The following is a 25,215-nucleotide window of genomic DNA, read 5'->3' as shown; positions in this document are numbered from 1 at the left end:
ATTGGGAACGGTTGGGTACGATCCTGGCCTGCAAGGCTAATTACGAGGTATTCAATTTACGGGATGGCCTCCAGGCCATCATAAGGGCCGGCTGGCGACGTCGACTGAACGCCGGCAATGGCGGCGGGTGTCGTCGCATCGGTTGGATCGAGAGATACCCAGACTTTCGGATTCAAATATGACTGGCGCATCACGTAGTGATACGGCGTCTGGTTCCACAGCCGCACGACGTCGATCTTGTTGTCGAGGATGAAATCGCCTTGCGTAGTGCGCGCAGTGAGCACCGCGTGTCCCTCGTTCTTTTCGTCACGTACGACGGTCATCAGAAGGGCGGCCGACGGCCAACCACGGGCGATAAGGCGATGGCGCTTCAGCAGCGCGTAATCTTCGCAATCACCTCGCGTCGTGGGCAGCGTCCAGTACTCAGCGACGCCATATATCTCCATGTCCGTCGCCGGTTCAATCTCGTGATTGACGGCACGGTTCAGCTCGTCGAGATCGCTTAGCCGCTCGGGCGTCGCTTCAAAGCGCGCATCGCTCGCTAGCGTCGGAAGGCACTCCTGGGGATCTCTTTCGCAGAAGCGCACGAACCCGTACGGGGGCTGCGAACTGCCATAAATACGCATGAATTCCGGAGCGCGGGTCGCCGGATTAATCATTGCCACTTGCTGTGCTGCAGCCGGAATCGCCGCAGCGAGACACGCCACAGCCACGCCAGTGGCTACGCTTACGCTACCGTACTTCATGATACGCCCTCGAACACGGTACGATACTTTACGCGAGAGACTTACCTTTAGCATGAATGCCCGCTGCTGCATTCGTACTAAAGGTCGATAAAAATTTAACTGGATGAATTTGGCAACTCGGCGGGCAATTTTAGGCATCACACGACCAACGCAAAATCGTTTAGGGAAAACTTTCACGCAACGCTTCCGGCGAAAGCAGTGCGAGAAACTGGAGTCCAATGCCGTGTTCGTGATGACGCCGAACGATCGCCCGGGTCTTGCCGGCTACGACGAAGCTTCCGATAGGCGGCCGAGCCGGCGTGCCAATCGATGCACCTGATGCCGAAAGATCGAGCAATTCGACGTCGATAATGACGCCTTCTTCGACCTTCAACGTAGTTCTCCGGCCGCGGGTTCCCACGCGTTCGTGCAACCGTTCGGTCTCGTCCGGAAAATCATCGCGGTTCACGAGCCACATTATCTGTGCCGCGAGCTTTTCCCGCTTGTGCTCTGTCACTTTGAAAACAAAGGCAAAGCCATCCGGCATGGTTCGCGCGACCGTGCCTTCGAGGCCCCCGATTTGTTCAAGATAGACAACGACCCGTTCGCCGGCCTCAGGGATCTGTTGCGTGACGATCGCCGCTCCGCCGACAGAAATGTTCTTCAGCGCGCAGGTGTATTCATTGCGGTCGGCCCGCATGAAACGGCCCCGCAAGGCGAGTGGCAAACGGCGATGCCGGCGCATGTCGCCCGTCTTGGCCGCATCGGCCAGCTGCAGGGCTCCCCGGAGAATTGTAGAGTGCACGGCCATCGCCGATCCTCGAGACTTGCGGGCGGTGAAAACTTGGGTCCGTCGTCCACGAGACACTCTCGGGAAGCGGCTGTCCGTCGACTATGCCGACCAGCTTCTTAATGAAGCTCTAACCGACGGGTCATAATCGTCAGGCCCCGGTTAAGGGACCCACACCAGGATACCGGGAGCATAAGCTCCTCGCGGGCGCCTCCTCACTCGTCGTTAAGCCGGTTCAGGCCGCCTTCGTAGACGCGGAACTGGCGGCGGTGCGAGCGCACGATCTTCGCCTGCCTTATGGTCGGCAGGAATGGTGCCTGGCGGTGCATATTCTCGATGACGGCGTGCGGCCGTCCTTCCGGCCAGACAAGAGAGTGGCTCAGGATCTTGCGGTGAGTTAACGGCACCGTGCCCAGCCAGTCCGGCTTTTCGATAGGCGCAATCGATCCGAGAAACCGGTCGACCGTATCGCGCGTATGAGTGAGCGGCAGCAGAAGGACTTCGAACGTCGTCGATAGGCCGCTGCCATTATCGGCGCTGATCAGGAACAGGCCGACGGCGCCTTGCGACGTGACCGCCGCGATCTGCCGCTGCAATAGTTCCCCGTCCTGCTCATCGAAAAGATCGAAGAGATTGGTACCGCGGAACTCGGCGCCGAACGCCTCCGAGATGCGCGTGCCGGCGAGCCGGAATCGCGCCGTCGCGGGATCGACACGCTCGAGGATGAAGGTGTCGGGCAGATAGCCCGCAATGCACGATGGCTCGATCTCGAAGCGCTTCGGCGCTAGGCGATCGCGCCTTAGTCCGTTCCAGTATGTAAACAGCGACTGACTGACAGCTTCTCTCATACTGGCGATGCCCGGCCTCGAATGCATTGCTTGGCGGACGCCCTCGTATGAGGGCCGACCCGTTTCATTCCGGCACACGCCACTGATGACGGGCCGGAGATGTCGTTGAAAAAGCATCGTTCATGCCATCGGGAACAAGGAACCCAGCGCGGGATTGCCAGCGCGGTATTGTACGACGCCGGTTGCCGGCTGCTGGCCTCGCCGTTAACAACGACGGGTCCGGCAGGACCGCTAAATTGAGCCGATCAGATCAAAGTGGGGCGACGTGGAAGACCGAGAACCGATTTTCAATGTGCCCGCAGGGGTTTTGGCAGTTCTTGCCGTACTGATCGCAGTTCACGTCGCGCTGTCATTGATGACGGAGGATGAATTCACATGGTGGGTTCTTGCTCTTGCCTTCATCCCTGCGCGCTACTCCGGGCTAGCGGCACAGTTGCCCGGCGGCGAACCCGCCGTCTTTACATCGTTTGTGACGCACATGGCGGTTCATGCCGAACTCATCCATCTTGCTTTTAATTCGCTCTGGCTCCTCGCCTTCGGCTCGGTCCTCTGCATGCGCATCGGCAGCCTGCGTTTTCTGACCTTCTCGATTTCTGGCGGGATAGCCGGCGCGCTTCTCTTCCTTGCACTCAATCCCGGTCTTGCGGCTCCGGTCATCGGAGCGTCGGGCGCCGTATCAGCGATGATGGGCGGCGTCATGCGTTTCCTGTTCAATGCCATCGATCGCGGGGAAGGATATTTACTGCGTCAGAACCCGGCCGCTATTCCGCGTGTTTCACTCATCAGGGCTTTGACAGACCGGCGCATCGTGTTCTTCTCGCTCGTGTTCATCGGCATCAATCTCTTGACGACGTTCGGCTTCGGCAAATTCGGAGCATCGGGAACGATCGCATGGCAAGCGCACGTCGGCGGATATCTATTCGGGCTCCTCGCGTTTTCTGCATTCGATACTGCAGTGCAAAATGGTTCACCTAATTCCATCGAAGTTGATTGACACCTTGCAATCGTGCGGAAATTGCCTCAGCCTTCTCTCAGTTCGTCGCGAGAGCCGACGAAATTAGGAAGAGAAAGCGCAGCGTAGCGCCGGCAGAACAGAGGACAGGCTTGCGGGAACCTTCGTGCGACGCGCAAGCGTACCACGCGATCTTCGGTTCGGCCCTACGTGCTCAAGAACGGAGACTGAACCCGTGATTATTGAACAAATCCTCAAATCAAAGGGCCGCAGCGTAATGACTGCGCGGCACAATGATTCCATTCACGAGATTGCTTCGAGGCTGTCACATCGGAAAATCGGCGCCATCGTCATTGTCGGCGACAATGGAAAAGTCGATGGCATCATCTCCGAGCGCGACATCATTCGCCTCGTTGCCGAGCACGGCGCGCAAGCTTTGGCGATGCCCGCGAGTGAAGGCATGACCCGCAATGTCGTGTCATGCAGCAGCGCCAGCACGATCGATGAAATCATGGAAATGATGACCAACGGCCGGTTCCGGCATCTTCCGGTCATCGAGGATGGCGCCCTTGTCGGCATCATCTCGATCGGCGATGTCGTCAAACATCACACCGCCGAGGTCGAACTCGAAGTGACGGCGATGCGCGGCTATTTGGCGACCGGCTGAAACGCGTCTGCGAGAATGCCGGCTTGGGCGCGGGCGCGCTCGAGTTGGCCTTGCGGCCGCTTCGTGTGGCGCGTTTCGAGTTCGCGAACCATGTCGTCAAGTTGTCTCTCGACGGCATTGGCACCGCGCCGGATTGCTTCTTCGGCACGATGGAAGTCGAAGAGTCCGATGTCCTGAAGCCTCGGAGAGATCATCGCATCGGGCGGGTCGCCAGCCAGCCGCGAGCGGGCGATGCGATCCTGGACGATATTGAAGGCATCGACCATAACGGTTGAAATTCCGGGTGCTCCGTCGCCACGGCCAAAGAACTGGCGGTGAAGAAGTGCGCGGACGCCTCTCTTTTCTTGTTTCGTCTCGTCGACGGCCGGATGCAGTTGATCGTCCTCGTCGGCGTAGAAGGCTTCCGGCGTTGAGATCACGCTGCCGCGACCCAGAATGTCGAAATTCAAATTGACCGCGATGACGTAGCGCGCTCCGAGCGCCCGGCACACGGATACGGGAATGGGGTTGACGAGGGCACCGTCGAAGAGCCACCGGCCATTGATTTTGACGGGCTTGAAGACTCCGGGGAGCGCATACGAGGCACGCACCGCATCGACGAGCCGTCCGCGCGATAGCCAGTGCTCGTGGCCTGTGCCGACCTCCGTCGCGACCGCCGTGAACCGCGTCTTCAAATCTTCGATATTGCGATCGCCGAGGTGCTGCTCGAGCCGGTCGCAGAGACGCTGACCACTGATCAGGCCCGTTCCGGCGAGGTTGAAATCGAGATAACCGAAGATGCGCTTCGGCGTCAGTTCGCGGGCCCACACTTCGAGATTGTCGAGATGACCGGCCGCATAGCAGCCGCCGACGACCGCGCCGATTGATGTCCCGGCAATAATGTCGGGCTCGATACCGGCCTTCTGCAAGGCCTGCAGGACGCCGATATGGGCCCAACCGCGCGCCGCGCCGCCACCGAGTGCCAATCCGATTTTCACGCCCGTCATTCCTGCCATAACTGGCACCCCTGACTTTTCCTGATTGCGGTGTCCGAACGTAAACACAGAAACCGCCGCCCGAGGTCCCAGACCTCTGCCGATGGTACTGCTGGCGAATTAAGGGGCCACTACTAATAGGTAATCAAGATATGAACGTCGGCAATGGCAAACGCTTGAATAAGCGTCGCTTTGGGATGCTAGTCGCGGCTGCGGGGGTGCGGCAGCGCAGCAATTTCGAGGGCGGTCTGGTCAGGGCGGTCGGCACCGCCGACTAAGCGCCGGTAGAAGCAGGATCGCTCCCCGGTATGACACGCAACTCCATCGCCTTCGACGTTGACCGCCAGCCAAATGACGTCCTGGTCGCAGTCGGTCCGTATTTCGCCAACCCTGAGGAGGTTGCCGCTTTCTTCGCCTTTCATCCAGAGCTTGGCGCGCGACCGGCTCCAGAAGTGCGCAACCCCGGTCGTCAGCGTCTTGCTAAGCGCGGCGTCGTTCATGTGGGCGAACATAAGGACGTCGCCTGACCGGAGATCGGTGACGATCGCAGGGATCAGCCCGTCGCGTCCGAACCTCGGAGAGAAGTTCAGCGTCGTTTCGATCGTCTCGCCCGCGCCGAGCGGCGCCGATGCTTCGTTGTCGTTGGTCATCAGAATCTCAAAAATGGCTCAATCCGAGAGGCGCCCGGTGAGAGAAAGTGTCGCGACTTGGGTCGAGAAAGACAGCCCTTTCATAGGCTCGTTCTACTCTTCCGGATGCTGCCCTGGTTCTCGCATTCCTTGCTGACACGTCTTATATACGATGCCCGAACCGGGTCGACGAGACTCGACACCATCGCCCAGGCACCGCCGGAACACATGACCGATCTCGATGAGATCTACAACACGCGCATCCTCGAGCTGGCAGGTGCCATTTCGCGCACCGACCGGCTGCCGCATCCTGACGCTACCGCCACCGGACATTCGAAACTCTGCGGATCGACGATTACTGTCGATCTTTCACTGCGGGACGGTCGCGTGACCGACTACGGCCACTCCGTCAAAGCCTGCCTTTTGGGCCAGGCGGCGGCGTCGGTCATGGCCCGGGAGATCGTCGGCTCGACACCGGACGAGCTTCGCCTCGTCGGGAAAACGATGCGGTCGATGTTGAAAGAAGGGGGCCCGCCGCCCGCCGCGCGCTGGCGCGACCTCGCGGTGCTGGAGCCGGTACGTAACTATAAGGCGCGTCAGGCCTCGACCCTTCTCGTGTTCGACGCCGTCGAGAAGGCCCTGGACGACATCGCCGCCCGCACCGAAACCCCGATCGAGGCGGGCCGCTAGCCTTCGGACCCTGCGCCGCAGTTTTTCGGGATCCATTGCGACGGCCACCTCTGGATTGAACCGGAAGCGGTGAGGAGCGTTAACCGCGGCGGCATTCAAATCGCGATTAGAACAACGCAATCCCCGCGCCTTCGTTAAGTATCATCAAGCTCTCACTCTGCACCGGCGAGCGAAAAAGTGGGAGTGGAAGTACGTATCGCCTCCTAGTATTCCAGTCTGCAGAGGTAACGGCGCCGACCCCTGCACGACGTTAGGTGCCGACTGCGACCTTGAGCATATAGGAGAAGAACTTGATGGCATCGGACGACAACAGCAACGCCAAGCCAGCCGACGATGCCGCGCTGCCGACGAATGCACTGAAGTGGGCCGCAATCGTGGTACTTGCCGGATTGGCGATCTACGGCGTGCAGGGCAAAACTTCTGCCGAAGGCGAACTCGCAGCCCTGCAAGGTGAAGCCGCGTCGCTCAGAAAGGCGGTGGACGACGCCGCCGGTGCCCGCAAAGCGTCACAGGATGAAATCGATCGGCTGAAGACGGCGCAGTCGGATGCACTTCGACAGGTCGAAGAAGGCAAGGCCGACGTGTCGACGGCAATGGCAAAGATCTCCGAACTTGAAACCAAATCGACCGCGTTGGGCAAGGAAATCGAGGACCTGAAGACGAAGCTTTCAGCCGCCGGCGATAACGCTTCAAAACTCAACGCTGCGCTCGATGCAGCCAACAAGTCGAAGACCATCTCTGAAAAGGCAACGGCGGACGCCGAAGCTGCCGTACGCGCCCTGCGCGGAGAGGTCGACAGCCTGAAAGTCCAACTCGAGACGGCGCGAAAAGATCTCGAAGCTGCGAAGGCCAGCGCCGCGATGCCGGCGCCTGCGCCAACAACTCCGCCGGACGCAAATCCAGCGCCTGCGCCCGACACACCGGAACCCGCGCCCACACCACCTGCAGAGTCAACGCCGGCACCTGCGCCGCCAGCCGCTCCCTAGCCGCGAAATCGCTCGCCACGTTGCCCTTGCGGTGCAGCTCGCAATTGCGCATTGCTGCAGACAACTTTTGCGTCCGAGTTCGAGTATAGAAGCGTCGATATGAGCCGCGTTGCAAAGGCGCTCTTCAAGGCGCCGATCCATGTCTACCGCTACACGTTTAAGCCATTGGTCGGCGGTCAATGCCGCCACTGGCCAACGTGTTCGGACTATGCACTGCAAGCCATCGAACTGAACGGAGCCTGGCGCGGCTTCTGGCTCGCCTTATCGCGCTTTACGCGCTGCGGCCCGGGAGGAACGCACGGGGTCGATCCGGTGCCGGATATCCGCTCTGTCCGGCACACGTTTCGCCCTTGGCGATACGGTCGCTGGCGATGATGACGGCCTGCGCCGCCAGCCACGCGGCAAATAAGTCGTCTTGACACTAAGGGCCGCCGCGAAGCATTAGCGGACACCAATCGTCTTACGCCGCGCTCGTTTGCGGCGAGTGAGCAAAGGAGGCTTGAATGACCGACGTCACCCTTACGTTTCCCGATGGCGCTGAGCGCAAGGTAAAATCCGGGACCACAGGCCTCGAAGTCGCAAAGTCAATCTCGCCCTCGCTCGCAAAGCGCACCGTCGCCATGCAGCTCGATGGCGCCCTGGCCGATCTTTCCGATCCGATCAACAAAGATGCGTCGATCAATTTCGTCGCGCGCACTGACCCCGCCGCGCTCGAGCTGATCCGGCACGACGCCGCGCACGTCATGGCGGAAGCCGTGCAATCGCTGTGGCCCGGCACTCAGGTGACCATCGGTCCCGTCATCGAAAACGGCTTCTACTACGACTTTGCCAAGCAGCAGCCGTTCGAGCCCGAAGACATCGCCAAGATCGAAAAGAGGATGGGCGAGATCATCGCCCGCAACGCGCCCTTCACGAAGGAAGTGTGGTCGCGCGACAAGGCCAAGAAGTTCTTCAAGGACAAGGGCGAATATTTCAAGATCGAGTTGGTCGACGCGATCCCCGAAGACCAGGAGCTGAAGATCTACAAGCAGGGCGATTGGCTCGACCTCTGCCGCGGCCCGCACATGACGTCGACGGGTCAGATCGGCAAAGCGTTCAAACTGATGAAGTTCGCAGGTGCCTACTGGCGCGGCGATTCAACGAAGCCGCAGCTGCAGCGCATCTACGGTACCGCATGGACGACCGAGGACGAGCTTAAAGCCTACCTGCATCAGCTCGAAGAGGCCGAAAAACGCGATCACAGAAAACTCGGCCGCGAGATGGATCTCTTCCATTTCCAGGAAGAGGCGCCGGGCTCCGTATTCTGGCACCCGAAGGGCTGGACGCTGTTTGAAACTCTGATCGCCTATATGCGCCGCGCCCAGAACCGCGCCGGTTACCAGGAAGTCAATTCTCCTGACATGATGGAGAAGCATTTCTGGGAGCTGTCGGGGCACTGGGAAAACTACGGCGAGAACATGTTTACGACCGTGCTGCCGGACGAGCGCGTGTTCTGCTGCAAGCCGATGAACTGCCCCGGTCACGTGCAGATTTATAAGCATGGCCTCAAAAGCTATCGCGACCTGCCGCTGAGGATCGCCGAGTTCGGCAAGGTGCATCGCTACGAACCGTCCGGCGCGCTGCATGGGTTGCTACGCGTGCGCCACTTCACGCAGGACGATGCGCACATCTTCCTCACCGAAGATCAGATCATGGATGAATGCCTCAAGATCAACGATCTGATGCTCGCAATTTACAAGGACTTCGGCTTCGAAGACGTCTTCATCAAGCTCTCGACCCGTCCCGAAAAGCGCGTCGGCGCTGATGAGTTGTGGGACAAGGCCGAGAAGGCGTTGTCAGACGTGTTGAGCGAAGTGAAGCGGCGCTCGAACGGGCAGATCAAAACCTCGATCAATCCGGGCGAGGGCGCATTCTATGGTCCAAAACTCGAATACGTTCTGAAGGACGCGATCGGGCGCGAGTGGCAGTGCGGCACGACGCAGGTCGATTTCAACCTCGCCGGCCGCCTCGGCGCGTTCTACATCGACGAGCATTCCGAGAAGAAAACGCCGGTGATGATCCACCGCGCGATGTTCGGCTCGCTCGAACGCTTCACCGGCATCCTGATCGAGAACTTCGCCGGGCATTTCCCGCTGTGGCTGGCGCCGCTGCAGATCGTCGTCGCGCCGATCGTATCGGATGCCAACGATTATGCGAGCGAGGTCGCTGAGAAGGCGAAGGCTTTGGGGCTGCGCGTCTCAACCGATCTCAGGAATGAGAAGATCAACTACAAGGTGCGCGAGCACAGCCTCGCAAAGGTGCCGGTCATCCTGGTCGTCGGCAAACGCGAAGCCGAAGAGAATAAGGTCTCGATGCGCCGCCTCGGCTCGCAAGATCAAACGGTGCTCGGACTTGAGGAGGCGCTAAAGGCGCTCGCGACCGAAGCCGTGCCCCCGGATTTGCGATAAGAACCACTTGTCATCCTCGGGCTCGTCCCGAGGATCTATCGGTCAACGAACCCCGGTTTCTGCTGCTCAATGGGTCCTCGGGACAAGCCCGAGGATGACACCGGTTGGTGTCGCGAATTTTACCTGGCCGCAACGCCGGTCTTGACGTACGCCCGTTAGTGTATGTTCGAAACCAATCATCAATGCCGGTGCGTGGCGAATTCAAAATCGAATTCGTCGTGCTCTTCGGTGATGTTCTGCGCCGCTTGCCGCCAGTCCGCGCCGCCGGCGTTGCTTTGCACCGCGTCGATCGCCGCGTGACCATTGGTGTGCGTCTGCTGATCGATCGCAGCCATCGACACCGTCGATCCGTTGTGTGCCGGCAGCGAGCATAACCGCGTCGCAAGATTCTGAAGTTCTCCGAAAATCGCCTCGCGTCGGACTTCATGCTGAAGCGTCACGCTGCGCACCTCGCGCAACAGATGGTCGTCGACACGGCGGATCGCGTCAGCGAGCGTGCGGACAAGGTCCAGCTCGCCTCTGGATTTCTCCAGCAGCCGAGCCAGTATGTCTTCAATGTTCTGGTGAAGTCCGGTCATTGGTCCCCCTCGCGTCTCTGCGTCAAGGAACAAACTTGCGATTCCAATGGCGAAAAAATGATCGGCGTCGTTCGTGAAAGATGTTCACCATTTGCGCGATATCAACGCAACTTCACATCCAGACTTGCACTCATCGAACGACTAACTACCACACGCCCGGCACGAGCCGGTATGTCACTCGGCTGGCGTAATCGGCGTATCCCGGTAGCTCGGCTTTGAGTGTTTCTTCCTCCCACACGGCGCGCAATGCGATGATCGCGATGAGCACTATGCCAATCGCGAACGCATACCATGAGCCCAAAAGAAGCGCCGTTCCGAGAAAGTAGAAAATCGCGCCTGCATACATCGGATGTCGAACCCAAGCGTAAGGGCCGGTCGAGACCACGCGATGTCCGCGTTCGGTATCGATCTTGACGACCGGGGAGGCGTAGGAGTTTTCCAGCATCACGATGTGAAAGACGTAGATCGCGAACACCAAGGCCAGAGCCCCCGCGATCTCAAGCCAAAGCGGCATCCAAGACCAACCAAACCGAACGGCATCGAGCCCGGCGACGATCAACAGAACGGTCCAGCCGCCGAAGATCGCCCACAGCAAAGGCTTGTCCCAACGCTTCTGCTGCGCCTGCATCGGCGAACGCATCCGCTCTTTCAGGATTTCGGGATTTTTCTGAGCCAGCGTCAGGCCCGAGATTATCGCGCCGGCAAGCCACAAACCGAGGTACGCCCAACCTTCCGGCCAATGAACCGTCCCGGCCGACGCGAAAAGTATCGCGCCGGATATCGCCAGCCACAGAAGCGTTTGAACGACAAACCGGCGAACAACGATATCGCGTTCCGCGTTGGTCATTTCGGCCTCATCCCGAGCATCGCCATGCGCTTGAAAGGAAATGGTCGGCTGATTAGCCCTGTCGCAACGTCAGACCCGCGACGCCGACAGCAATGTTGAGCCCCGTCTGGCCCGCGACGCTGACCGGCTGCAGAGCGATCGAGTCATTGGAGCCGCCGACGAGTGCGTTGGCATTACCGCCGACGCCGACAGCCGCGCCTGCCGTAACACCGCCGTAGGTGCCGACGAGCGCGCCGCTCGGTATGTCCGATGTAGAGGAGAGAACCGTCCAAATGAGCGTGCTCTCGCCCTTGAAGCCGATGTCGACGCCGACCTTGGTAATTGTCGCCACGTAACGGCGACGGTGAGCACCGCTAGCCGAGGTGAAAATGCAGTGAAGCGTCTCCTTCGAGCCGAGGATCAACCCGACGCCGCCATGCCCTTTGCACGTCAACGTGCCCGCCACCAGTTTGGCCTGAGCTGCTTCAGACATTGATGGCTGAGCCGCCAATGCCGCGAACGCCACGGCAGCGCTTGCGATGGCACAAAAAGACAATCGAATTGTCGGTATCATGGTCGGTCTCCCTAGATTTCACGCCGAGGTTTCTGCAGCGCCAGTCTGGGTGGTCAAAACGTCCGCACGGTGGCGTGGGCGGAACGACACGCAACGCGACCGCTGTCATTCCGCTCTCTGTACTTAAATTTTAATTTGGTGGAGCAGCCGCCTCCGGTTTAACCCAGAGGCGGCGAAGATCGTCTCAATGCAAATGCGATCGCAGCATCCAGGCCGCTTTGTCATGTGCTTCGATGCGACCGTTCATGATGTCCCCGGTTGCTCTATCATCGGCATCGTCCGCAAAGCTGCCGATCTCGGTGCACATTTTCGATAGAACCTCGTTGTCCTCGGCGAGCGCACTGATCATCGCCTTTTCGCTAGGCGGCTTTGCTGGCGCTTCTTTGAGTTTTGAAAGCTTCGAGAACTCTGCGAAGCTTCCCGGTGTAATGGCTTCGAGCGCGCGAATGCGCTCGGCGACCAGATCAACGGCTTCGGCGAGTTCCTTGTACTGGGTTTCAAACAGCAGATGCACGGACCGGAAATTCGGTCCGGTCACGTTCCAATGGAAATTCTGCGTCTTGAGCTGCAGCATGTAGGACGACGCAAGTACAACGCCGAGTTTCTCCGCGACCACCGCTTTCGAGTTACTTGTTTTGGATTCTGACATTCTTCGTTCCTCACCGCTCAATCGAAGGCCGCCCGCCCCGACATAAACGGCGAAGAACTGCATTTGTTCCCAATTCCGGAGGCGGCTTATTGATCGCTCACGTCGCCTTTTAGTTCATCGGTGCGCTCGGTTGTCCGGTCCGTCATACAGTCCAATTGATCCATCGTTGAAATCGAGCCGGCCAGCTCGCGTGGCGGCTGTGCGCAATCGGCATCGCGGAAGGCGATCCAAGCGCGCTGCGCAGTCCGCAGCGCTTCCTCATAGCTGTACTTCGCACCCTCCTCGACCTCGTGGTCGTTTTGTTTTGCTTTCGCGATTGCCTTCTCGAATACGTCGTTGAGAACCTTGTCGGCCGCTTCGTAATTCCTGCCGGCACACTGGTTGATGTCGGTTTGCGTTGCTGCCTTGCTGCAATCCTCGGCGTGGGCGGCCGATACAAGCGTCAGCGCCAACGTGGCTGCAATGCAGGCGAGCGGATGGACAGGCATTGTTCATGACTCCGATATGGCTGATGCGCGTTTGCACGAACGGTCTTTAAAGGCGCGGCAGCTCGAATGGAATTCTTCTTGAGGCAACGGGTTAAATTTTCGACGCGCGGGTTAGCTTGACCCGGCCCCGAAGGCGCCCCACCTTCGCTGGAGGAACCGCAATCATGCCAGCCGCATACAGTTATCGCGACGATCCCGCCGTCCCAAAATTCGACGACGCATCACCAATCGTCATCTTCGACGGTCATTGCGTACTCTGCTCGTCGGGTGTCCAGTGGATGCTGAACCGCGATCCGTCCGGCTCGAGCCGCTTTGCCGTCATTCAAGACTCGCTGCCGCGTGCTCTTTACCGTCACTATGGTCTTGATCCGGAAGTCTTCGACACGTTCATGGTGCTGAGCGACGGCATTCCGCACACCAGGTGGGCCGGCGCGCTCGCCGCCGCCCGCACGATGCCGCAGCCTTGGCGCGCGTTGGCAATCGCGGGGCGTTTGATTCCGGACGCCGTGGGCGATCGGTTTTACGATTGGGTTCAGCGCAATCGCTTCAAGTGGTTTGGCACTCGTGATGCGTGCCGCCGTCCGAGCGAAGCGGAAAGAGCAAGATTTCTTCCAGCGTGAAATACTTCGCTTCCGCGGAGTGAAAGAGGAGTACATCGATGAGCTGGCTCACAGACAACGACCCCGTTCCAGGCGACGCCAAATCATGCGACGCCATCGAACACGTGATCATTCCGCGCGCCCGCGATCTCGGCGGCTTTGAAGTGCGCCGTGCACTGCCGTCCGCCAAACGCCAAATGGTCGGCCCATTCATCTTTTTCGACCAGATGGGACCTGCGCAATTTCTCTCAGGGCAAGGCATCGATGTCAGGCCGCATCCCCATATTGGGCTGGCGACCGTCACCTATCTCTTTGACGGCGAAATGATGCATCGGGACAGCTTGGGTTCGGCGCTCTCGATCCGGCCAGGTGAAGTCAACCTGATGACCGCCGGACGCGGCATCGTGCATTCGGAGCGGACGGCGCCGGAACTGCGCACGGCCGGCCAGAGACTTTTCGGCATTCAATCGTGGATGGCCTTGCCTAAATCGCACGAAGAAGATGCACCAACTTTCGCGCACCATGCCGTCGCCGATCTGCCGCGCTTCGAAGGCGAAGGCAAGCGTGTTCGGCTGATCATTGGATCGCTTTTCGGCAAGACGTCGCCGGCCGCCTTCCCGCACGATTGCTTTTATGCCGAAGCGGTGTTGGCTCCCGGCGCTGTTCTGCCGCTCGATCCCGACTACGACGAGCGCGCCGTCTTTATCGCATCGGGCCGCATCGATATTGCGGGGCAGTCGTTTGATACTGGCGAGCTTCTCGTTTTCAAGCCCGGCGATCGCATTTCGATCCTTGCTGAAACGAACGCGCGGCTGATGCTGCTCGGCGGAGAGCCCATGGAAGGGCCACGTCACATTTGGTGGAACTTCGTGTCGAGCTCGAAGGAGCGCATTGCCGAAGCCAAGAACGATTGGCGTCAAGGCCATTTCGCGAGCGTCCCAGGCGACGACACGGAATTTATTCCGTTGCCTGAAAACAACTGAGAACGAGAATCGAATACCGAGGTCGTCTTTGTCGGCGACGCACGCGCAACCGACCAAGCGCGGCATGCGTTGTTCACCCGGCGTTTACCGAAAAGCCCTGATTTCGATTGGTGACCGTCATAAAGCGGACGTGCACCGCTAAGATAACGCAGGGTGATGCCGGTGCAGTTGAGAAAACGATCAACTCAATTGCATCACTCGCACTGCGTCGCAGCGCATCTTGCGTCCGCAGGCAATAGTAGGTCGCTTGTCTGCGCAACTCGACCGTCGTCCTACAGTGGGCGAGCTTGTGCGGCACATGCGACATCGTAAGTCGAAGCAGTAAAGCTCGGGAGAAAGTAATGCGAAGTGCACTTTTAGCAGTAGCCCTTGCGCTTGGTTTAGGTCTCGCAACGACTGGCGCCCAGGCCGCAACCGTTGGCGGCAACGTCGCCGTCATGAAAACCGTAGCCAATGCCGGCAGTAGCGGTATCGTAGAGAAGGCCTATTACCGCCGTCACTGGCATCACCGCCGCTGGGGCCACCGTCGTTGGGGCCACCGCTGGGGCTATCGCCACTATCGCGGTTGGGGATGGGGTCATCACTACCGCCACCATCGTTACTGGCGCCGCCATCATTACTGGCGCTAAGCGGCTCGCTGCCGTTGCTACAGGCGCGACGCACGATAAAAGAGGGCGGGCGATCAGCCCCGCCCTCTGTAGGGCATAACTCCTTGATCCGGCAACCAAATGCCGTCCGGTAAAGTTCCCGCCTGCCAGAAGACGTCGATCGGCATTCCACCGCGCGGAAACCAGTAGCCGCCGATGCGGAGATAGTATGGTTCGGTGAGCTTGGCGATGCGCTTGCCAATCGTCACCGTGCAGTCCTCGTGGAATGCGCCGTGGTTGCGGAACGACGCCAGGTAAAGCTTCAGCGACTTTGACTCGATCAGCCACGCCTTCGGCACGTAGTCGATGACGAAGTGAGCGAAATCGGGCTGACCCGTCACAGGACACAGGCAGGTGAATTCCGGAGCCGTGAACCGCGCCACGTAGCGCGTATCGGCATGTGGATTTGCGACGCGCTCGAGTTCGGCCTCGTCCGGAGTTCCGGGCTGAGCGACCTGCTTGCCGAGCTGTGTCACTCCGGCTGCTGCCGCGGGCTGCTTCTTCGACATCGAGACTCTACTCCGCCGCGAGCCGCGAGGGGCTCGGAGGTCCGCTATAGATGCAGCCTTCGTTGCAGCTGTCGCGGTGCACCTGGACTTCGCAAAGTCCCGGTACGCGGTTCGCGAGCCGGTTCCAGATCCACATCGCAATACGCTCAAGCGTTGGAGCCGAAAGTCCCTCGACATCATTCAGCAAACGATGGTCGAGGGCATCTTCAGTTTCGCGGATCGCTGCCGACAGATCGTCGAAATGAAACACGTAACCGGACTCGGAATTCGGCTCGCCCTCGATGACCACGCGGGCGCGGAACGAATGCCCATGCACGCGCGCGTTCGCCGTTCCCGCCGGGGCCGAAGGCAGGAAATGCGCCGCTTCAAACTTGAAATCTTTATAAATTCGCATGTCGCTCAATACGGGATTTCGCTTGCCCGTGCCACCCTAAGACTATGCCGGAGGCCGCGCCAAACCGGCGCGGAAGGCCATCCAAACCTACGGAATACCCAGGATTTTATGCGTTTGCACCGATAACCGCCATGCTGGGTTGGCCTTGCAGTAGGCTATGGCGCTGATCGTGTTGGCCTCCCGTGCCGGGCCATCCATCGGCTGTAGGAACCGATGCTTGAAGGCGAGGTCGAGATACCGCGAAGGATCGACGCCATCCTGCGGATAGACGAGTTTGAGTTCATCGCCTCGCGTCTGTCTCAACTCCGCGCCAGCTTTTGGCGACACGCAGATCCAGTCGATCGTGTCGAGCGCCGGCAGCGTGCCGTTGGTTTCGATTGCGATGGAGAACGCACGCGCATGCAGCGCATCGATCAAATCCTGATCGACTTGCAGCATCGGTTCGCCGCCGGTCAAAACGATGAGCGTTGGTCCTTCCGCCGCTGTGCACGCCGCGCGACACGCATCAGCTAACTCGACGGCCGTCGCATAGCGTCCACCACGCTCTCCATCGGTGCCGACGAAATCCGTATCGCAAAATTGGCAGACAGCCTTAGCGCGATCTTCTTCGCGTCCGCTCCACAGGTTGCAACCGGCAAACCGGCAGAATACCGCCGGCGTGCCGGCATTCGCGCCTTCGCCTTGAAGCGTGTAAAAGATTTCTTTGACGGCATACATGTCGCGATACCTACGGTGCGGGCGGCGCAAGTCAAGTCGAGGGGAGTAATGCGCGCAAAGCACCGCACATTACATTGCGAGCCTGAACGAGCGGACCATCACCATGACAGCAATTCAATATACGCCCGAGGACGTCGGCGTCGTAGATCTGGCGACGCTCGCCTCGATGAGCGGCCTGGAATTTTTGCAGGCCATCGCTCGCGGCGAACTGCCGGGCCCGCCCATCGCCAAGACGCTTGGGTTCAACCTCGCCGAGGTGGAGGAGGGCCGCGCCGTATTCATCTCAGAGCCCGGTCTGCATCACTATAACCCGATCGGAACGGTGCACGCCGGATTTACCGCGACGCTGCTTGATTCATGCATGGCCTGCGCCGTCCAGTCGACACTCCCCAAAGGGACCGGCTACACGACGATGGAGTTCAAGATCTCGCTGCTGCGGCCCATGACAAAAGAGACCGGCCCCGTCCGCGCCGAGGGCACATTACTCTCCCGCGGCCGTCGAGCGGCGACGGCGGAAGGTCGCCTGACCGATGCGCAAGGCAAATTGCTGGCGCACGCGACGACGACGTGCCTGATCTTCGGATTATAATTGCGGTTTAGGCGAAAGCCGCTTCGAGAACGACGGCGCGAAAAGCGGTCTTCTTTTTGCTGACGAGCTCAACGGCTGTGCGCACGCCGGCAGGCTTTTCCGGCAGGCTGCCGTGTTTCGGGGACAGCATCACCAGCAGCGCTAGCCCGACGATGAAATTCACCGTCCTGAGTGTGGGGCTGTTGGCAATTCCTAACATCGGCTGATCCAAAAAAATTCGGCAATATCGGTTTGATGGATCTTTGATAGTCGAAGCCGGCGCACCTCGGCTGTTCCGGGCGGAACAGAGCAAAGCGTAACAGAAAATATAATGTTTATAATAACTTACGAGGGGGCCGCGCGGACCGCTCGAAGCCCGCATCGGCAAAGGCGTCGAAGCGCCGGCCGGATTTGGCGTACCAGTAGCGGCCGCTACCGGTATTACCTTCGGCCTTATACGGGCAGCCGCCTACAGATTGGCGTAGCGATCGGCCGGCCGGCAGGTCGCCCGCCTTATGTAGAAATTGGGGTGCGTCTCAACCCACTTCGCGCCCTCAAGTTGAGAGGCCATAACGCATCCAACCATCGTAGCGTTTTCTTGGAGTTGAATGGGTTGCAACTCGTGGCAGTGAGCGCCTTGCACAATCGAGCAAACGATGAAAACGAGTTCGAGCATACAATAAAACTCCGGACCAATGTCGGTTCGTAACGTTGAGCTGCATTTCACAGTTTGAGGCTGCTTCGATGCAACCAAGTAGGTGTTGCATTGAACGACTTGGTCAGGTGCGCGAGAAGGTTCAGTTTGTCATAAATTCAGCCATAACAGTTGCGCGCAGAAACGCTAATCGCCGCGAGGACCGCGGCGCGCTTTAGATCTTCCGCGCTTGCCATGCCGTCCATCCCTTCGCCCTGAGTTCGCAGGCCGGGCATTGGCCGCAGCCGTAGCCCCAGGGGTGGCGATGCGAACGGTCGCCGAGGTAGCAGGTGTGCGTGTCCTCGATGATGAGGTCGATGAGCTTCTGCCCGCCGAGGCTCGACGCCAGCTCCCACGTCGCTGCCTTGTCGATGAACATCAGCGGCGTTTCGACGCTCATTGGCTTGTCGAGACCGAGAGAAAGAGCATGAGCAAGAGCCTGCACGGTATCGTTGCGACAGTCCGGATAGCCTGAAAAATCCGTCTCGCACATGCCGCCGACGAGCGTGCCGATACCGCGCCGGTAGGCAAGCGCAGCGGCGTAGGTGAGAAACAGCAGATTGCGGGCCGGCACGAACGTCGTCGGCAAGCCCGTCGCCGCGAACGTGATCTCGGTCTCGCGCGTCAAGGCCGTATCGCTGACGCTTTTTAAAGCCGCAAGGTCGAGCACGGTATCGGGACCGAGGCGGCGCCCGGCCTCGTTTAAAGTTGCGAGCTTCGACCGCACGACCGCCCGTTGTTCAATTTCGACGATATGGCGCTGGCCATACGTGAAGCCGATCGTCTCGACGGCCTCATACCGCTCGAGCGCCCATGCCAGGCACACGGTTGAGTCCTGCCCGCCGGAAAAAAGTACAAGGGCTGACGATGATGTCACGAGTTACAGGTTCTTTCCGTCGAATAGCCGCGGCTTGAGCGAAGCCGCATCGACCCCGTCGAGGCAACGGACATTCACCGCAACCATTGGCCCGCCTCCGGGCTTCTCGCCCTGTGCAAAGGACGCCACGCCGCATGTCGCGCAGAACAAGTGATGGATCACTTTCTTATTGAACTGGTAGTCCGTCAGAGCATCATCGCCGGCCAACAGGCGAAACTGCGATTGAGGCACAAACGCCAATAGGGAACCGCGCTTTTGGCAAATCGAGCAATTGCACGCCACGATCCCGTCAAGGCTCATCTCGGCCTCATAGCGAACGCGACCGCAATGGCAGCCGCCGGCCCAAGTCTTCAATTCCCTCATCGCTTGTGTTCCTTGATTCTAAAGACCCAGCCATACGGGTAGGATCAGGCCGCCCGCCCGGACTTTGCCACGACGCCAATAGGGTCTAAAAGCCGGGTTCAAGGCTCCCACACCCATTACCTCCCGGCAAGCCAACATCAAGATTTAGGAATGCTCATGACAGCTATCGTCGACATTATCGGCCGCGAAATCCTCGACAGCCGCGGCAATCCGACGGTCGAAGTCGATGTGCTGCTCGAAGACGGGTCCGAAGGACGGGCCGCAGTTCCCTCCGGCGCCTCGACCGGTGCGCACGAGGCAAACGAACTCCGCGACGGCGACAAGGGGCGTTATCTCGGCAAGGGCGTGCTGAAGGCCGTCGAAGCCGTCAACGGCGAAATCTTCGATGCGCTTTCAGGCATGGACGCCGAGGAACAGCGCGGCATCGATGCGGCGCTGATCAAACTCGACGGCACGAAAAATAAGAGCCGGTTGGGCGCCAACGCGATCCTTGGCGTTTCGCTTGCCGTGGCGAAGGCCGCGGCGGTATCGAACAGTCTGCCGCTTTATCGCTATATCGGCGGCGTCAACGCCCACGTTCTGCCCGTGCCGATGATGAACATCATCAACGGCGGCGCGCATGCCGACAACCCGATCGACATCCAGGAATTCATGATCATGCCGGTCGCGGCGGAGACGCTTGCGGACGCTGTTCGCATCGGCGCCGAAGTGTTCCACACGCTGAAAAAGAGCCTCAAGGATGCCGGCCACAACACGTCAGTCGGCGACGAGGGCGGTTTCGCGCCTAACCTCAAGAGCGCCGACGAAGCGTTGAGCTTCATCATGAAGGCGATCGAGAAGGCCGGCTACAAGCCGGGCGAAGATGTGATGCTGGCACTCGACTGCGCCGCCAGCGAATATTTCAAGGGCGGCAAGTATCAGCTGGCGGGCGAGGGCAAATCACTCGATAGCACCGCGAACGCCAAATATATCGAAGATCTCGTCAAGCGCTACCCGATCGTCTCGGTCGAAGACGGGATGGCCGAGGATGACTGGGCCGGTTGGAAAACATTGACCGAACTCATCGGCAAGCGCTGCCAGCTCGTCGGCGACGATATCTTCGTGACAAACACCGAGAGGCTGGCCGACGGCATCGCGAAAGGCGTCGCCAATTCGATCCTGGTCAAGGTCAACCAGATCGGCACGCTGTCCGAAACGCTTGACGCGGTCAGTATGGCGCAGCGCGCCGGCTACACCGCAGTGATGTCGCATCGTTCCGGCGAGACCGAAGATTCAATGATCGCCGACCTCGCGGTTGCGACGAACTGCGGGCAGATCAAAACGGGCTCGCTGTCGCGCTCTGACCGGCTCGCGAAGTACAACCAACTCATCCGCATCGAAGGCGAGTTGGGGGACGTCGCAACCTACGCGGGACGTTCGATTCTGAAGCGCGCCTCGGTATAACGCCCTCCGGGAACCAGCCTAACGGCGGCTTCTTTACTCTTCAGGCAAACTAAATCTTCGCTGCCTCTCGATCAGTGGCAGGATCTCGATCCTCGGCTAGTCGTCGCTGGCACACGAGAGCAACGAGTCTGTTCTGATTTCAGATTTTCGGCAGCAGTACGCTCTTGCCATGCGGCGTGACGGCTCGACGCGCGACGGGTTAGATGAATCATGGCCCCAGACTTTGAAATAGTCGTCGTAGGCGGTGGCGTCATTGGCTTGGCGATCGCGTATCAACTTGGGCGCTCCGATCACGACGTGCTCGTATTGGAACGCAACGCCAGGGTTGGTTCCGAAACGAGTTCGCGCAACAGCGAAGTGATTCACGCGGGTCTATATTATCCAACAGGTTCGCTTAAGGCGTCGCTCTGCGTTAAGGGCAAGCAGATGCTCTATCAGTTTGCTTCCGACAACGGGGTCCCACACCGCCGCGTGGGCAAGCTGTTGGTTGCGACCAGCAGCAGTGAAATTGCGAAATTAGCCATTATCGGCGAGCAGGCGGTAAAAAACGGCGTTTCGGACCTGATACCGTTGACGGCCGCAGAGGCGAGGGCGCTGGAGCCGGCGATTGATTGCCAGGCAGCGCTTCTTTCGCCGTCTACCGGCATCATCGATAGCCATGCATTCATGTCGTCGCTCGAGGGACATATCAGCTGCAACAGGGGTCAAGTCGTCCTAAACGCGAACGTTGAAGCAGCAAAAGTTTTAGACGACGGATGCTTCCATCTTCAGATCGGCGGGCAAAGCGAAGCAACCAGCATCACGTGCCGAAAGCTCATAATCGCGGCGGGACTTCATGGCACGAGGCTCGCAGAAAGTCTCCACGATAAGGCCCGGTCTCGCGCCTACAAAGTGCCCCGACTGTATTTCGCGAAGGGTCATTATTTTTCATTGTCGGGACGCTCGCCGTTTAGTCATCTGATTTATCCCATGCCGGAAAGCGGCGGTCTTGGGGTTCACTTGACACTGGACATGGCAGGGAATGCCAAGTTCGGACCGGATGTTAAGTGGCAGGACGGCCTCAACTACGACTTCGAAGATCAGGATGGGCGGCGCTCGGAGTGTTTCTACCGGGAAATAAGACGTTATTGGCCTGGCCTACCTGACAACAGCCTCTATGCGGGTTTCACCGGTATTCGCCCTAAGCTTGCAAGAGAAGGCGAGCCCGCAGCTGACTTCGCCATTCACGATTCAAACGTACATTGCATCAGCGGATTAGTTACGGTTCACGGAATCGAAAGTCCCGGGCTCACGGCATGCCTTGCCATTGCCGAAACCGTGGCGGAGCGTCTCTGACATCTTAAGTATCTTCCGTCTTGCAACTCCACAGATCAGTCGCATACGGAGTATTGGTTACCGGAACGGGTACGATGCGCAGTATCGCGCCGATCAGCTTCTATTATCGGCGCGCCAAAATATTCTTCATAGCCGAAAGGGCTATTTTATACTTCGTGCGGAGTAACCGCTCCAGGCAGCACGACCAAAGAGGGCTTCCGCTACCTCTTTGTTCACCCTTATTCATCTCTAGAAACCGTTGTCTCCGCCCAGCACTGTTTGGGACGCAATTTAACGAAAGAGCATTGGGTAGCGTGCATGAAAGTACTGTTGACAGGGCATCTTGGCTACATCGGCACAGTGATGACGCCGATGTTGATCGCAGCGGGCCACCGTGTGACGGGGTGTGACAGCGATCTCTATGAGAGGTGCACATATAGTTATGGCGGGCGGATCACCGATATCCCCGCACTCCGCAAGGACATTCGCGATCTCGAATGGCGCGATCTTGCCGGCTTCGATGCGGTTGTCCACCTTGCGGCACTGTCGAACGACCCGTTGAGTGATCTCAACCGGGACGCAACTTATGCAATCAATCACCGTGGGAGCGTACGTCTTGCCGAATTGGCAAAGCGTGCGGGCGTCCGCAGATTTGTGATGGCCTCCTCGTGCAGCAATTACGGGCTGGCGGGTGATGATATGATCGACGAGACCGGAGAACTCAATGCCGTAACAGCGTATGGAGAATCGAAAGTCTGGTCCGAGCGCGATATCTCGCGGCTCGCCTCTGATGACTTTTGTCCAACATTCTTGCGTCCCGCGACGGCCTATGGCCTCTCTCCGCGCATGCGCTTCGACATCGTCCTCAACAATCTTGTTGCTTGGGCAGTGACCAAGAAACTCATCTACTTGAAATCGGACGGAAGCCCTTGGCGGCCGATCGTTCATATCGAGGACATCTCGCGCGCCTTCATTGCAGTGCTGGCGGCGCCGATCGAGAAAATCTTCAACGAAGCTTTCAACGTCGGACGATCCGAAGAGAATTACCGGATCAGTGAGATTGCGGCTATCGTGGCAGATATCGTACCGGAATGCCGGATCGAATATGCGAGCGATGCTGGTCCCGACAAGCGATGCTATCGTGTCAACTTCCAGAAGATCGCAAGCGCCTTGCCGGATTTCAAACCGCGCTGGTCCGCGCGCATGGGCGTAGAGCAGGTTTACGCTGCATATAAGGCATCCGGCCTGACCCTCGAAGAGTTCGAAGGCCCTCGCTACCAGCGCATTGCTCATATTAAGCAGCTGTTGGCGGACGGTATCATCGACTCTGATCTTCGCCATACCGCAAGGGTTGCAGCCTGAGCAGAGCAATCCTGCAGCTTCTAATGCTTCAGGGTTGTGCGCACTACGGCCATGGAGCGATGCAGTAACGCATGCCCTACGATGGTGATCCAAGCCAGGAGGCGCTCGGCCAGAAGATCTTCGATCTCGCTGCCGAGCTGTTTCCGATCTGCAGAAGCATTACCGGCGACGGCGTGCGCCAAACGTTGCAAATTCTCGGGCGCCACATTGACCTTTCGATCCACGATGTTCCTACCGGCACGTCCGTCTTCGATTGGTCTATTCCACCCGAATGGAATGTCAGCGATGCCTACATTTCGAACGAGCGAGGGGAACGCGTCGTCGACTTCAAAACTTGCAACCTGCATGTTTTGAACTATAGCACCCCGATCCGAACCAAGCTGCCGCTCGAGGAATTGAAACGTCACATCTTCACGTTGCCCGAGCAGCCCGACCTCGTGCCATACAGAACATCTTATTACCAGGAGCGCTGGGGTTTTTGCATGTCGCAGACCCAGCTTGATAAGCTTGAGCCGGGAATTTACGAAGCCGTTATCGACTCGACATTGTGTCCCGGCAGCCTGACGTATGCGGAGTTTGTTCATCACGGCACGACGGATGACGAAGTGCTACTGTCAGCTCATATCTGCCATCCATCGCTAGCTAACGACAACTGCTCAGGGCTGGCGCTGCTGACCCTTCTGGCTCAAGAGTTGAGTGCAAGGCAGACACGTCTTACCTATCGCTTCGTATTTGCACCGGGAACGATTGGAGCCATTACGTGGCTCGCGAGGAATGAGGACGCGACTGAGCGGATTAAGCACGGCCTAGTGGTCTCATGCGTTGGCGACGGGGGAGGGCCGACATACAAGAAGAGCCGGAGAGGCGACGCGCTAATCGACCGCGCAATGACACACGTTTTGCATCACGCCGCGCCGGCTGCGGCCATTCAGGATTTCAATCCGTACGGCTATGATGAACGACAATACTGCTCTCCTGGTTTCAATTTGCCTGTAGGCCTATTTCAGAGAAGCCAATACGGGACGTTTCCAGAGTATCACACGTCGGCCGACAATTTGAATTTTATCAAGCCGCATTATTTGGCCGAGTCATTTCGATTGATCATGTCGGTCACCGACGTCCTCGAGAACGACCGCTTCATGTTGAACACCAACCCGAAATGCGAGCCCGCACTGGGGCGCCGCGGGCTCTATTCAACAGTGGGCGGTGACAAGGAGGGCCCTGTGCATGAGATGGCCATGCTGTGGCTGCTCAATTTTTCTGACGGCGAGCACTCGTTGCTAGACATCGCCGAGCGCTCGAACCAGCGTTTTTCCGAAATTAAAGAGGCGGCAGCTCGGTTGGAGCAAGCCGGCCTTTTGATTGCGTGCAAGGCACGATAGCGAGTCTTTTTAGACGGTCATCAACGGCCAGTTCCGGTCGCGATCGGATATCACGGTGATCGAAAGCGGCCAATCAATGCCGAGTGCCGGATCGTCGTGGCGTACGCCCGCGGAAGCGCTCGAATCGTAGAAGTTTGAGATCAAATAATTAATTTCAGAATTGTCCTCGAGCGTTTGAAAGCCATGTGCGAATCCAGCGGGCACATAGAGTTGATGGCGGTTTGCAGAAGAAAGTTCAAACTCTTGCCAACGACGGAAGGTTTCAGAGCTCGGCCTCAAATCAACAATGACATCGTGAATAGCGCCGTTCGCGCAGCTCACCACTTTGGCCTCTGCATGAGGAGGTTTTTGGAAATGCATGCCCCGCAGCGTACCTCTGAGCGCTGAAAAGGATCGGCTGTGCTGGACAAAGACATCTTGAATGCCATGCGTCGCGAATTCCCGCTCGCAATAGATGCGCTCAAAAAATCCTCGACTATCCTGAACCGGTTCTGGAACGATCAGAAAGGCTTCGCGGAAAATTGTTTGAATGAACTTCAT

Annotated in this window: 31 protein-coding genes; 14 read left to right on the top strand and 17 right to left on the bottom strand. The window is 58.8% G+C overall.

Annotated elements, in window-relative coordinates; genetic code table 11:
- Nucleotides 1-56: 56 nt before the first annotated feature.
- From VN623_RS03700 to VN623_RS03690, 3 genes are all read right to left on the bottom strand, one after another.
- Nucleotides 57-746: a transglutaminase-like cysteine peptidase gene (locus tag VN623_RS03700; protein ID WP_325568244.1), complete on the bottom strand. Its 690-nt coding sequence runs from the start codon at nt 744-746 to the stop codon at nt 57-59.
- 160 nt (nt 747-906) lie between these two features.
- Nucleotides 907-1,536, bottom strand: coding sequence for a PilZ domain-containing protein (locus VN623_RS03695; protein ID WP_325568242.1), 630 nt, complete (start codon nt 1,534-1,536; stop codon nt 907-909).
- Nucleotides 1,537-1,730: 194 nt separating this feature from the next.
- Nucleotides 1,731-2,363, bottom strand: a complete 633-nt coding sequence (locus VN623_RS03690; protein WP_325568240.1) for a PAS domain-containing protein — start codon at nt 2,361-2,363, stop codon at nt 1,731-1,733.
- A 265-nt stretch (nt 2,364-2,628) separates the two neighbouring features.
- Between VN623_RS03690 and VN623_RS03685 the strand changes: the two genes are divergently transcribed.
- Nucleotides 2,629-3,357, top strand: coding sequence for a rhomboid family intramembrane serine protease (locus tag VN623_RS03685; protein ID WP_325568238.1), 729 nt, complete (start codon nt 2,629-2,631; stop codon nt 3,355-3,357).
- Nucleotides 3,358-3,550: 193 nt separating this feature from the next.
- Nucleotides 3,551-3,982 carry a CBS domain-containing protein gene (locus VN623_RS03680; RefSeq protein WP_325568236.1) on the top strand — a complete coding sequence of 144 codons (432 nt, stop codon included), beginning with the start codon at nt 3,551-3,553 and terminating at the stop codon, nt 3,980-3,982.
- Here VN623_RS03680 and rssA read toward each other — a convergent pair.
- Nucleotides 3,964-4,977 carry a patatin-like phospholipase RssA gene (rssA, locus tag VN623_RS03675; protein WP_325568234.1) on the bottom strand — a complete coding sequence of 338 codons (1,014 nt, stop codon included), beginning with the start codon at nt 4,975-4,977 and terminating at the stop codon, nt 3,964-3,966. The two genes, VN623_RS03680 and rssA, sit on opposite strands and share 19 nt — an antisense overlap.
- 179 nt (nt 4,978-5,156) lie before the next feature.
- Nucleotides 5,157-5,606: a phosphoribosyl-AMP cyclohydrolase gene (gene hisI / locus VN623_RS03670; protein ID WP_325568232.1), complete on the bottom strand. Its 450-nt coding sequence runs from the start codon at nt 5,604-5,606 to the stop codon at nt 5,157-5,159.
- 207 nt (nt 5,607-5,813) lie between these two features.
- Between hisI and VN623_RS03665 the strand changes: the two genes are divergently transcribed.
- The 4 genes from VN623_RS03665 to thrS all read left to right on the top strand — a co-directional run bounded on the left by VN623_RS03665 (nt 5,814) and on the right by thrS (nt 9,708).
- The gene (locus VN623_RS03665; RefSeq protein WP_325568230.1) at nt 5,814-6,275 is read left to right on the top strand and encodes an iron-sulfur cluster assembly scaffold protein; all 462 of its coding nucleotides are present in this window, start codon (nt 5,814-5,816) and stop codon (nt 6,273-6,275) included.
- Between the two features lie 293 nt (nt 6,276-6,568).
- Complete coding sequence (locus VN623_RS03660; RefSeq protein WP_325568228.1) at nt 6,569-7,261, top strand: hypothetical protein; 693 nt, start codon at nt 6,569-6,571, stop codon at nt 7,259-7,261.
- 99 nt (nt 7,262-7,360) lie between these two features.
- Nucleotides 7,361-7,636, top strand: coding sequence for a membrane protein insertion efficiency factor YidD (gene yidD / locus VN623_RS03655; RefSeq protein ID WP_325568226.1), 276 nt, complete (start codon nt 7,361-7,363; stop codon nt 7,634-7,636).
- Between the two features lie 128 nt (nt 7,637-7,764).
- Nucleotides 7,765-9,708: a threonine--tRNA ligase gene (thrS, locus tag VN623_RS03650; protein WP_325568224.1), complete on the top strand. Its 1,944-nt coding sequence runs from the start codon at nt 7,765-7,767 to the stop codon at nt 9,706-9,708.
- Nucleotides 9,709-9,887: 179 nt separating this feature from the next.
- Here thrS and VN623_RS03645 read toward each other — a convergent pair whose 3' ends face one another.
- From VN623_RS03645 to VN623_RS03625, 5 genes are all read right to left on the bottom strand, one after another.
- Nucleotides 9,888-10,286 (bottom strand): hypothetical protein, encoded by a 399-nt coding sequence (locus VN623_RS03645; protein WP_325568222.1) that lies wholly within the window; start codon nt 10,284-10,286, stop codon nt 9,888-9,890.
- A 145-nt stretch (nt 10,287-10,431) separates the two neighbouring features.
- Nucleotides 10,432-11,133, bottom strand: a complete 702-nt coding sequence (locus tag VN623_RS03640; protein ID WP_325568220.1) for an isoprenylcysteine carboxylmethyltransferase family protein — start codon at nt 11,131-11,133, stop codon at nt 10,432-10,434.
- 52 nt (nt 11,134-11,185) lie between these two features.
- Nucleotides 11,186-11,605, bottom strand: coding sequence for a DUF992 domain-containing protein (locus VN623_RS03635; RefSeq protein ID WP_325568218.1), 420 nt, complete (start codon nt 11,603-11,605; stop codon nt 11,186-11,188).
- A gap of 265 nt (nt 11,606-11,870) precedes the next feature.
- On the bottom strand, nt 11,871-12,335 hold the full coding sequence (locus VN623_RS03630) for a DNA starvation/stationary phase protection protein (protein WP_325568216.1): 465 nt from the start codon (nt 12,333-12,335) through the stop codon (nt 11,871-11,873).
- A gap of 86 nt (nt 12,336-12,421) precedes the next feature.
- Nucleotides 12,422-12,823, bottom strand: a complete 402-nt coding sequence (locus tag VN623_RS03625) for a lysozyme inhibitor LprI family protein (protein WP_325568214.1) — start codon at nt 12,821-12,823, stop codon at nt 12,422-12,424.
- 164 nt (nt 12,824-12,987) lie between these two features.
- On the opposite strand from VN623_RS03625, the gene VN623_RS03620 reads away from it, so the two are divergent.
- The 3 genes from VN623_RS03620 (at nt 12,988) to VN623_RS03610 (ending at nt 15,034) form a co-directional block, all read left to right on the top strand.
- Nucleotides 12,988-13,443 (top strand): thiol-disulfide oxidoreductase DCC family protein, encoded by a 456-nt coding sequence (locus tag VN623_RS03620; protein WP_325568212.1) that lies wholly within the window; start codon nt 12,988-12,990, stop codon nt 13,441-13,443.
- A 38-nt stretch (nt 13,444-13,481) separates the two neighbouring features.
- A complete protein-coding gene (locus tag VN623_RS03615; RefSeq protein ID WP_325568210.1) occupies nt 13,482-14,405 on the top strand; it encodes a pirin family protein in 924 nt (307 codons plus the stop codon).
- Between the two features lie 341 nt (nt 14,406-14,746).
- Nucleotides 14,747-15,034 carry a hypothetical protein gene (locus VN623_RS03610; RefSeq protein WP_325568208.1) on the top strand — a complete coding sequence of 96 codons (288 nt, stop codon included), beginning with the start codon at nt 14,747-14,749 and terminating at the stop codon, nt 15,032-15,034.
- A 53-nt stretch (nt 15,035-15,087) separates the two neighbouring features.
- Here VN623_RS03610 and queF read toward each other — a convergent pair whose 3' ends face one another.
- The 3 genes from queF to queE form a co-directional block, all read right to left on the bottom strand.
- The gene (queF, locus tag VN623_RS03605; protein ID WP_325568206.1) at nt 15,088-15,561 is read right to left on the bottom strand and encodes a preQ(1) synthase; all 474 of its coding nucleotides are present in this window, start codon (nt 15,559-15,561) and stop codon (nt 15,088-15,090) included.
- A 7-nt stretch (nt 15,562-15,568) separates the two neighbouring features.
- A complete protein-coding gene (locus tag VN623_RS03600; RefSeq protein ID WP_325568291.1) occupies nt 15,569-15,955 on the bottom strand; it encodes a 6-pyruvoyl tetrahydropterin synthase family protein in 387 nt (128 codons plus the stop codon).
- Nucleotides 15,956-16,042: 87 nt separating this feature from the next.
- Nucleotides 16,043-16,672, bottom strand: coding sequence for a 7-carboxy-7-deazaguanine synthase (gene queE, locus VN623_RS03595; protein WP_325568204.1), 630 nt, complete (start codon nt 16,670-16,672; stop codon nt 16,043-16,045).
- Nucleotides 16,673-16,775: 103 nt separating this feature from the next.
- Between queE and VN623_RS03590 the strand changes: the two genes are divergently transcribed.
- Complete coding sequence (locus tag VN623_RS03590) at nt 16,776-17,261, top strand: PaaI family thioesterase (protein WP_325568202.1); 486 nt, start codon at nt 16,776-16,778, stop codon at nt 17,259-17,261.
- 7 nt (nt 17,262-17,268) lie between these two features.
- Here the strand turns inward: VN623_RS03590 and VN623_RS03585 are convergent, their stop codons facing one another.
- The 3 genes from VN623_RS03585 to VN623_RS03575 all read right to left on the bottom strand — a co-directional run bounded on the left by VN623_RS03585 (nt 17,269) and on the right by VN623_RS03575 (nt 19,174).
- Nucleotides 17,269-17,460: a hypothetical protein gene (locus VN623_RS03585; protein ID WP_325568200.1), complete on the bottom strand. Its 192-nt coding sequence runs from the start codon at nt 17,458-17,460 to the stop codon at nt 17,269-17,271.
- A 649-nt stretch (nt 17,461-18,109) separates the two neighbouring features.
- Nucleotides 18,110-18,811 (bottom strand): 7-cyano-7-deazaguanine synthase QueC, encoded by a 702-nt coding sequence (gene queC / locus VN623_RS03580; protein WP_325568198.1) that lies wholly within the window; start codon nt 18,809-18,811, stop codon nt 18,110-18,112.
- A gap of 3 nt (nt 18,812-18,814) precedes the next feature.
- Nucleotides 18,815-19,174 (bottom strand): GFA family protein, encoded by a 360-nt coding sequence (locus tag VN623_RS03575; protein ID WP_325568196.1) that lies wholly within the window; start codon nt 19,172-19,174, stop codon nt 18,815-18,817.
- A 156-nt stretch (nt 19,175-19,330) separates the two neighbouring features.
- Between VN623_RS03575 and eno the strand changes: the two genes are divergently transcribed.
- From eno to VN623_RS03555, 4 genes are all read left to right on the top strand, one after another.
- Nucleotides 19,331-20,617: a phosphopyruvate hydratase gene (gene eno, locus VN623_RS03570; protein WP_325568289.1), complete on the top strand. Its 1,287-nt coding sequence runs from the start codon at nt 19,331-19,333 to the stop codon at nt 20,615-20,617.
- Between the two features lie 210 nt (nt 20,618-20,827).
- Nucleotides 20,828-21,952 (top strand): NAD(P)/FAD-dependent oxidoreductase, encoded by a 1,125-nt coding sequence (locus tag VN623_RS03565; RefSeq protein WP_325568194.1) that lies wholly within the window; start codon nt 20,828-20,830, stop codon nt 21,950-21,952.
- A 297-nt stretch (nt 21,953-22,249) separates the two neighbouring features.
- Nucleotides 22,250-23,293, top strand: a complete 1,044-nt coding sequence (locus VN623_RS03560) for an SDR family oxidoreductase (RefSeq protein WP_325568192.1) — start codon at nt 22,250-22,252, stop codon at nt 23,291-23,293.
- A gap of 71 nt (nt 23,294-23,364) precedes the next feature.
- Nucleotides 23,365-24,675: a DUF4910 domain-containing protein gene (locus VN623_RS03555; RefSeq protein WP_325568190.1), complete on the top strand. Its 1,311-nt coding sequence runs from the start codon at nt 23,365-23,367 to the stop codon at nt 24,673-24,675.
- Nucleotides 24,676-24,684: 9 nt separating this feature from the next.
- On the opposite strand, the gene rfbC is transcribed toward VN623_RS03555, so the two are convergent.
- Nucleotides 24,685-25,215, bottom strand: a 531-nt coding sequence (rfbC, locus tag VN623_RS03550) for a dTDP-4-dehydrorhamnose 3,5-epimerase (protein WP_325568188.1), incomplete at its 5' end; no start/stop codon positions are given.

It is taken from the genome of Hyphomicrobium sp., assembly GCF_035572195.1.
Classification (GTDB): domain Bacteria; phylum Pseudomonadota; class Alphaproteobacteria; order Rhizobiales; family Hyphomicrobiaceae; genus Hyphomicrobium_B.
The sequence above is the reverse complement of the archived record's forward strand: the minus strand, read 5'-3'. Positions and strand labels throughout refer to the sequence as shown.

Bases quoted from the DNA above. Each gene is read 5' to 3' on its own strand.
- VN623_RS03640 (WP_325568220.1), bottom strand. From the start codon at position 11,133: ATGACCAACGCGGAACGCGATATCGTTGTTCGCCGGTTTGTCGTTCAA.
- VN623_RS03575 (WP_325568196.1), bottom strand. From the start codon at position 19,174: ATGAGGGAATTGAAGACTTGGGCCGGCGGCTGCCATTGCGGTCGCGTT.
- VN623_RS03625 (WP_325568214.1), bottom strand. From the start codon at position 12,823: ATGCCTGTCCATCCGCTCGCCTGCATTGCAGCCACGTTGGCGCTGACG.
- VN623_RS03700 (WP_325568244.1), bottom strand. From the start codon at position 746: ATGAAGTACGGTAGCGTAAGCGTAGCCACTGGCGTGGCTGTGGCGTGT.
- VN623_RS03645 (WP_325568222.1), bottom strand. From the start codon at position 10,286: ATGACCGGACTTCACCAGAACATTGAAGACATACTGGCTCGGCTGCTG.
- eno (WP_325568289.1), top strand. From the start codon at position 19,331: ATGACAGCTATCGTCGACATTATCGGCCGCGAAATCCTCGACAGCCGC.
- VN623_RS03555 (WP_325568190.1), top strand. From the start codon at position 23,365: ATGCCCTACGATGGTGATCCAAGCCAGGAGGCGCTCGGCCAGAAGATC.
- VN623_RS03560 (WP_325568192.1), top strand. From the start codon at position 22,250: ATGAAAGTACTGTTGACAGGGCATCTTGGCTACATCGGCACAGTGATG.
- VN623_RS03590 (WP_325568202.1), top strand. From the start codon at position 16,776: ATGACAGCAATTCAATATACGCCCGAGGACGTCGGCGTCGTAGATCTG.
- queF (WP_325568206.1), bottom strand. From the start codon at position 15,561: ATGTCGAAGAAGCAGCCCGCGGCAGCAGCCGGAGTGACACAGCTCGGC.
- VN623_RS03615 (WP_325568210.1), top strand. From the start codon at position 13,482: ATGAGCTGGCTCACAGACAACGACCCCGTTCCAGGCGACGCCAAATCA.
- VN623_RS03600 (WP_325568291.1), bottom strand. From the start codon at position 15,955: ATGCGAATTTATAAAGATTTCAAGTTTGAAGCGGCGCATTTCCTGCCT.
- queE (WP_325568204.1), bottom strand. From the start codon at position 16,672: ATGTATGCCGTCAAAGAAATCTTTTACACGCTTCAAGGCGAAGGCGCG.
- VN623_RS03565 (WP_325568194.1), top strand. From the start codon at position 20,828: ATGGCCCCAGACTTTGAAATAGTCGTCGTAGGCGGTGGCGTCATTGGC.
- VN623_RS03620 (WP_325568212.1), top strand. From the start codon at position 12,988: ATGCCAGCCGCATACAGTTATCGCGACGATCCCGCCGTCCCAAAATTC.
- VN623_RS03630 (WP_325568216.1), bottom strand. From the start codon at position 12,335: ATGTCAGAATCCAAAACAAGTAACTCGAAAGCGGTGGTCGCGGAGAAA.
- hisI (WP_325568232.1), bottom strand. From the start codon at position 5,606: ATGACCAACGACAACGAAGCATCGGCGCCGCTCGGCGCGGGCGAGACG.
- VN623_RS03635 (WP_325568218.1), bottom strand. From the start codon at position 11,605: ATGTCTGAAGCAGCTCAGGCCAAACTGGTGGCGGGCACGTTGACGTGC.
- VN623_RS03695 (WP_325568242.1), bottom strand. From the start codon at position 1,536: ATGGCCGTGCACTCTACAATTCTCCGGGGAGCCCTGCAGCTGGCCGAT.
- VN623_RS03585 (WP_325568200.1), bottom strand. From the start codon at position 17,460: ATGTTAGGAATTGCCAACAGCCCCACACTCAGGACGGTGAATTTCATC.
- thrS (WP_325568224.1), top strand. From the start codon at position 7,765: ATGACCGACGTCACCCTTACGTTTCCCGATGGCGCTGAGCGCAAGGTA.
- VN623_RS03665 (WP_325568230.1), top strand. From the start codon at position 5,814: ATGACCGATCTCGATGAGATCTACAACACGCGCATCCTCGAGCTGGCA.
- rssA (WP_325568234.1), bottom strand. From the start codon at position 4,977: ATGGCAGGAATGACGGGCGTGAAAATCGGATTGGCACTCGGTGGCGGC.
- VN623_RS03610 (WP_325568208.1), top strand. From the start codon at position 14,747: ATGCGAAGTGCACTTTTAGCAGTAGCCCTTGCGCTTGGTTTAGGTCTC.
- VN623_RS03690 (WP_325568240.1), bottom strand. From the start codon at position 2,363: ATGAGAGAAGCTGTCAGTCAGTCGCTGTTTACATACTGGAACGGACTA.
- VN623_RS03660 (WP_325568228.1), top strand. From the start codon at position 6,569: ATGGCATCGGACGACAACAGCAACGCCAAGCCAGCCGACGATGCCGCG.
- yidD (WP_325568226.1), top strand. From the start codon at position 7,361: ATGAGCCGCGTTGCAAAGGCGCTCTTCAAGGCGCCGATCCATGTCTAC.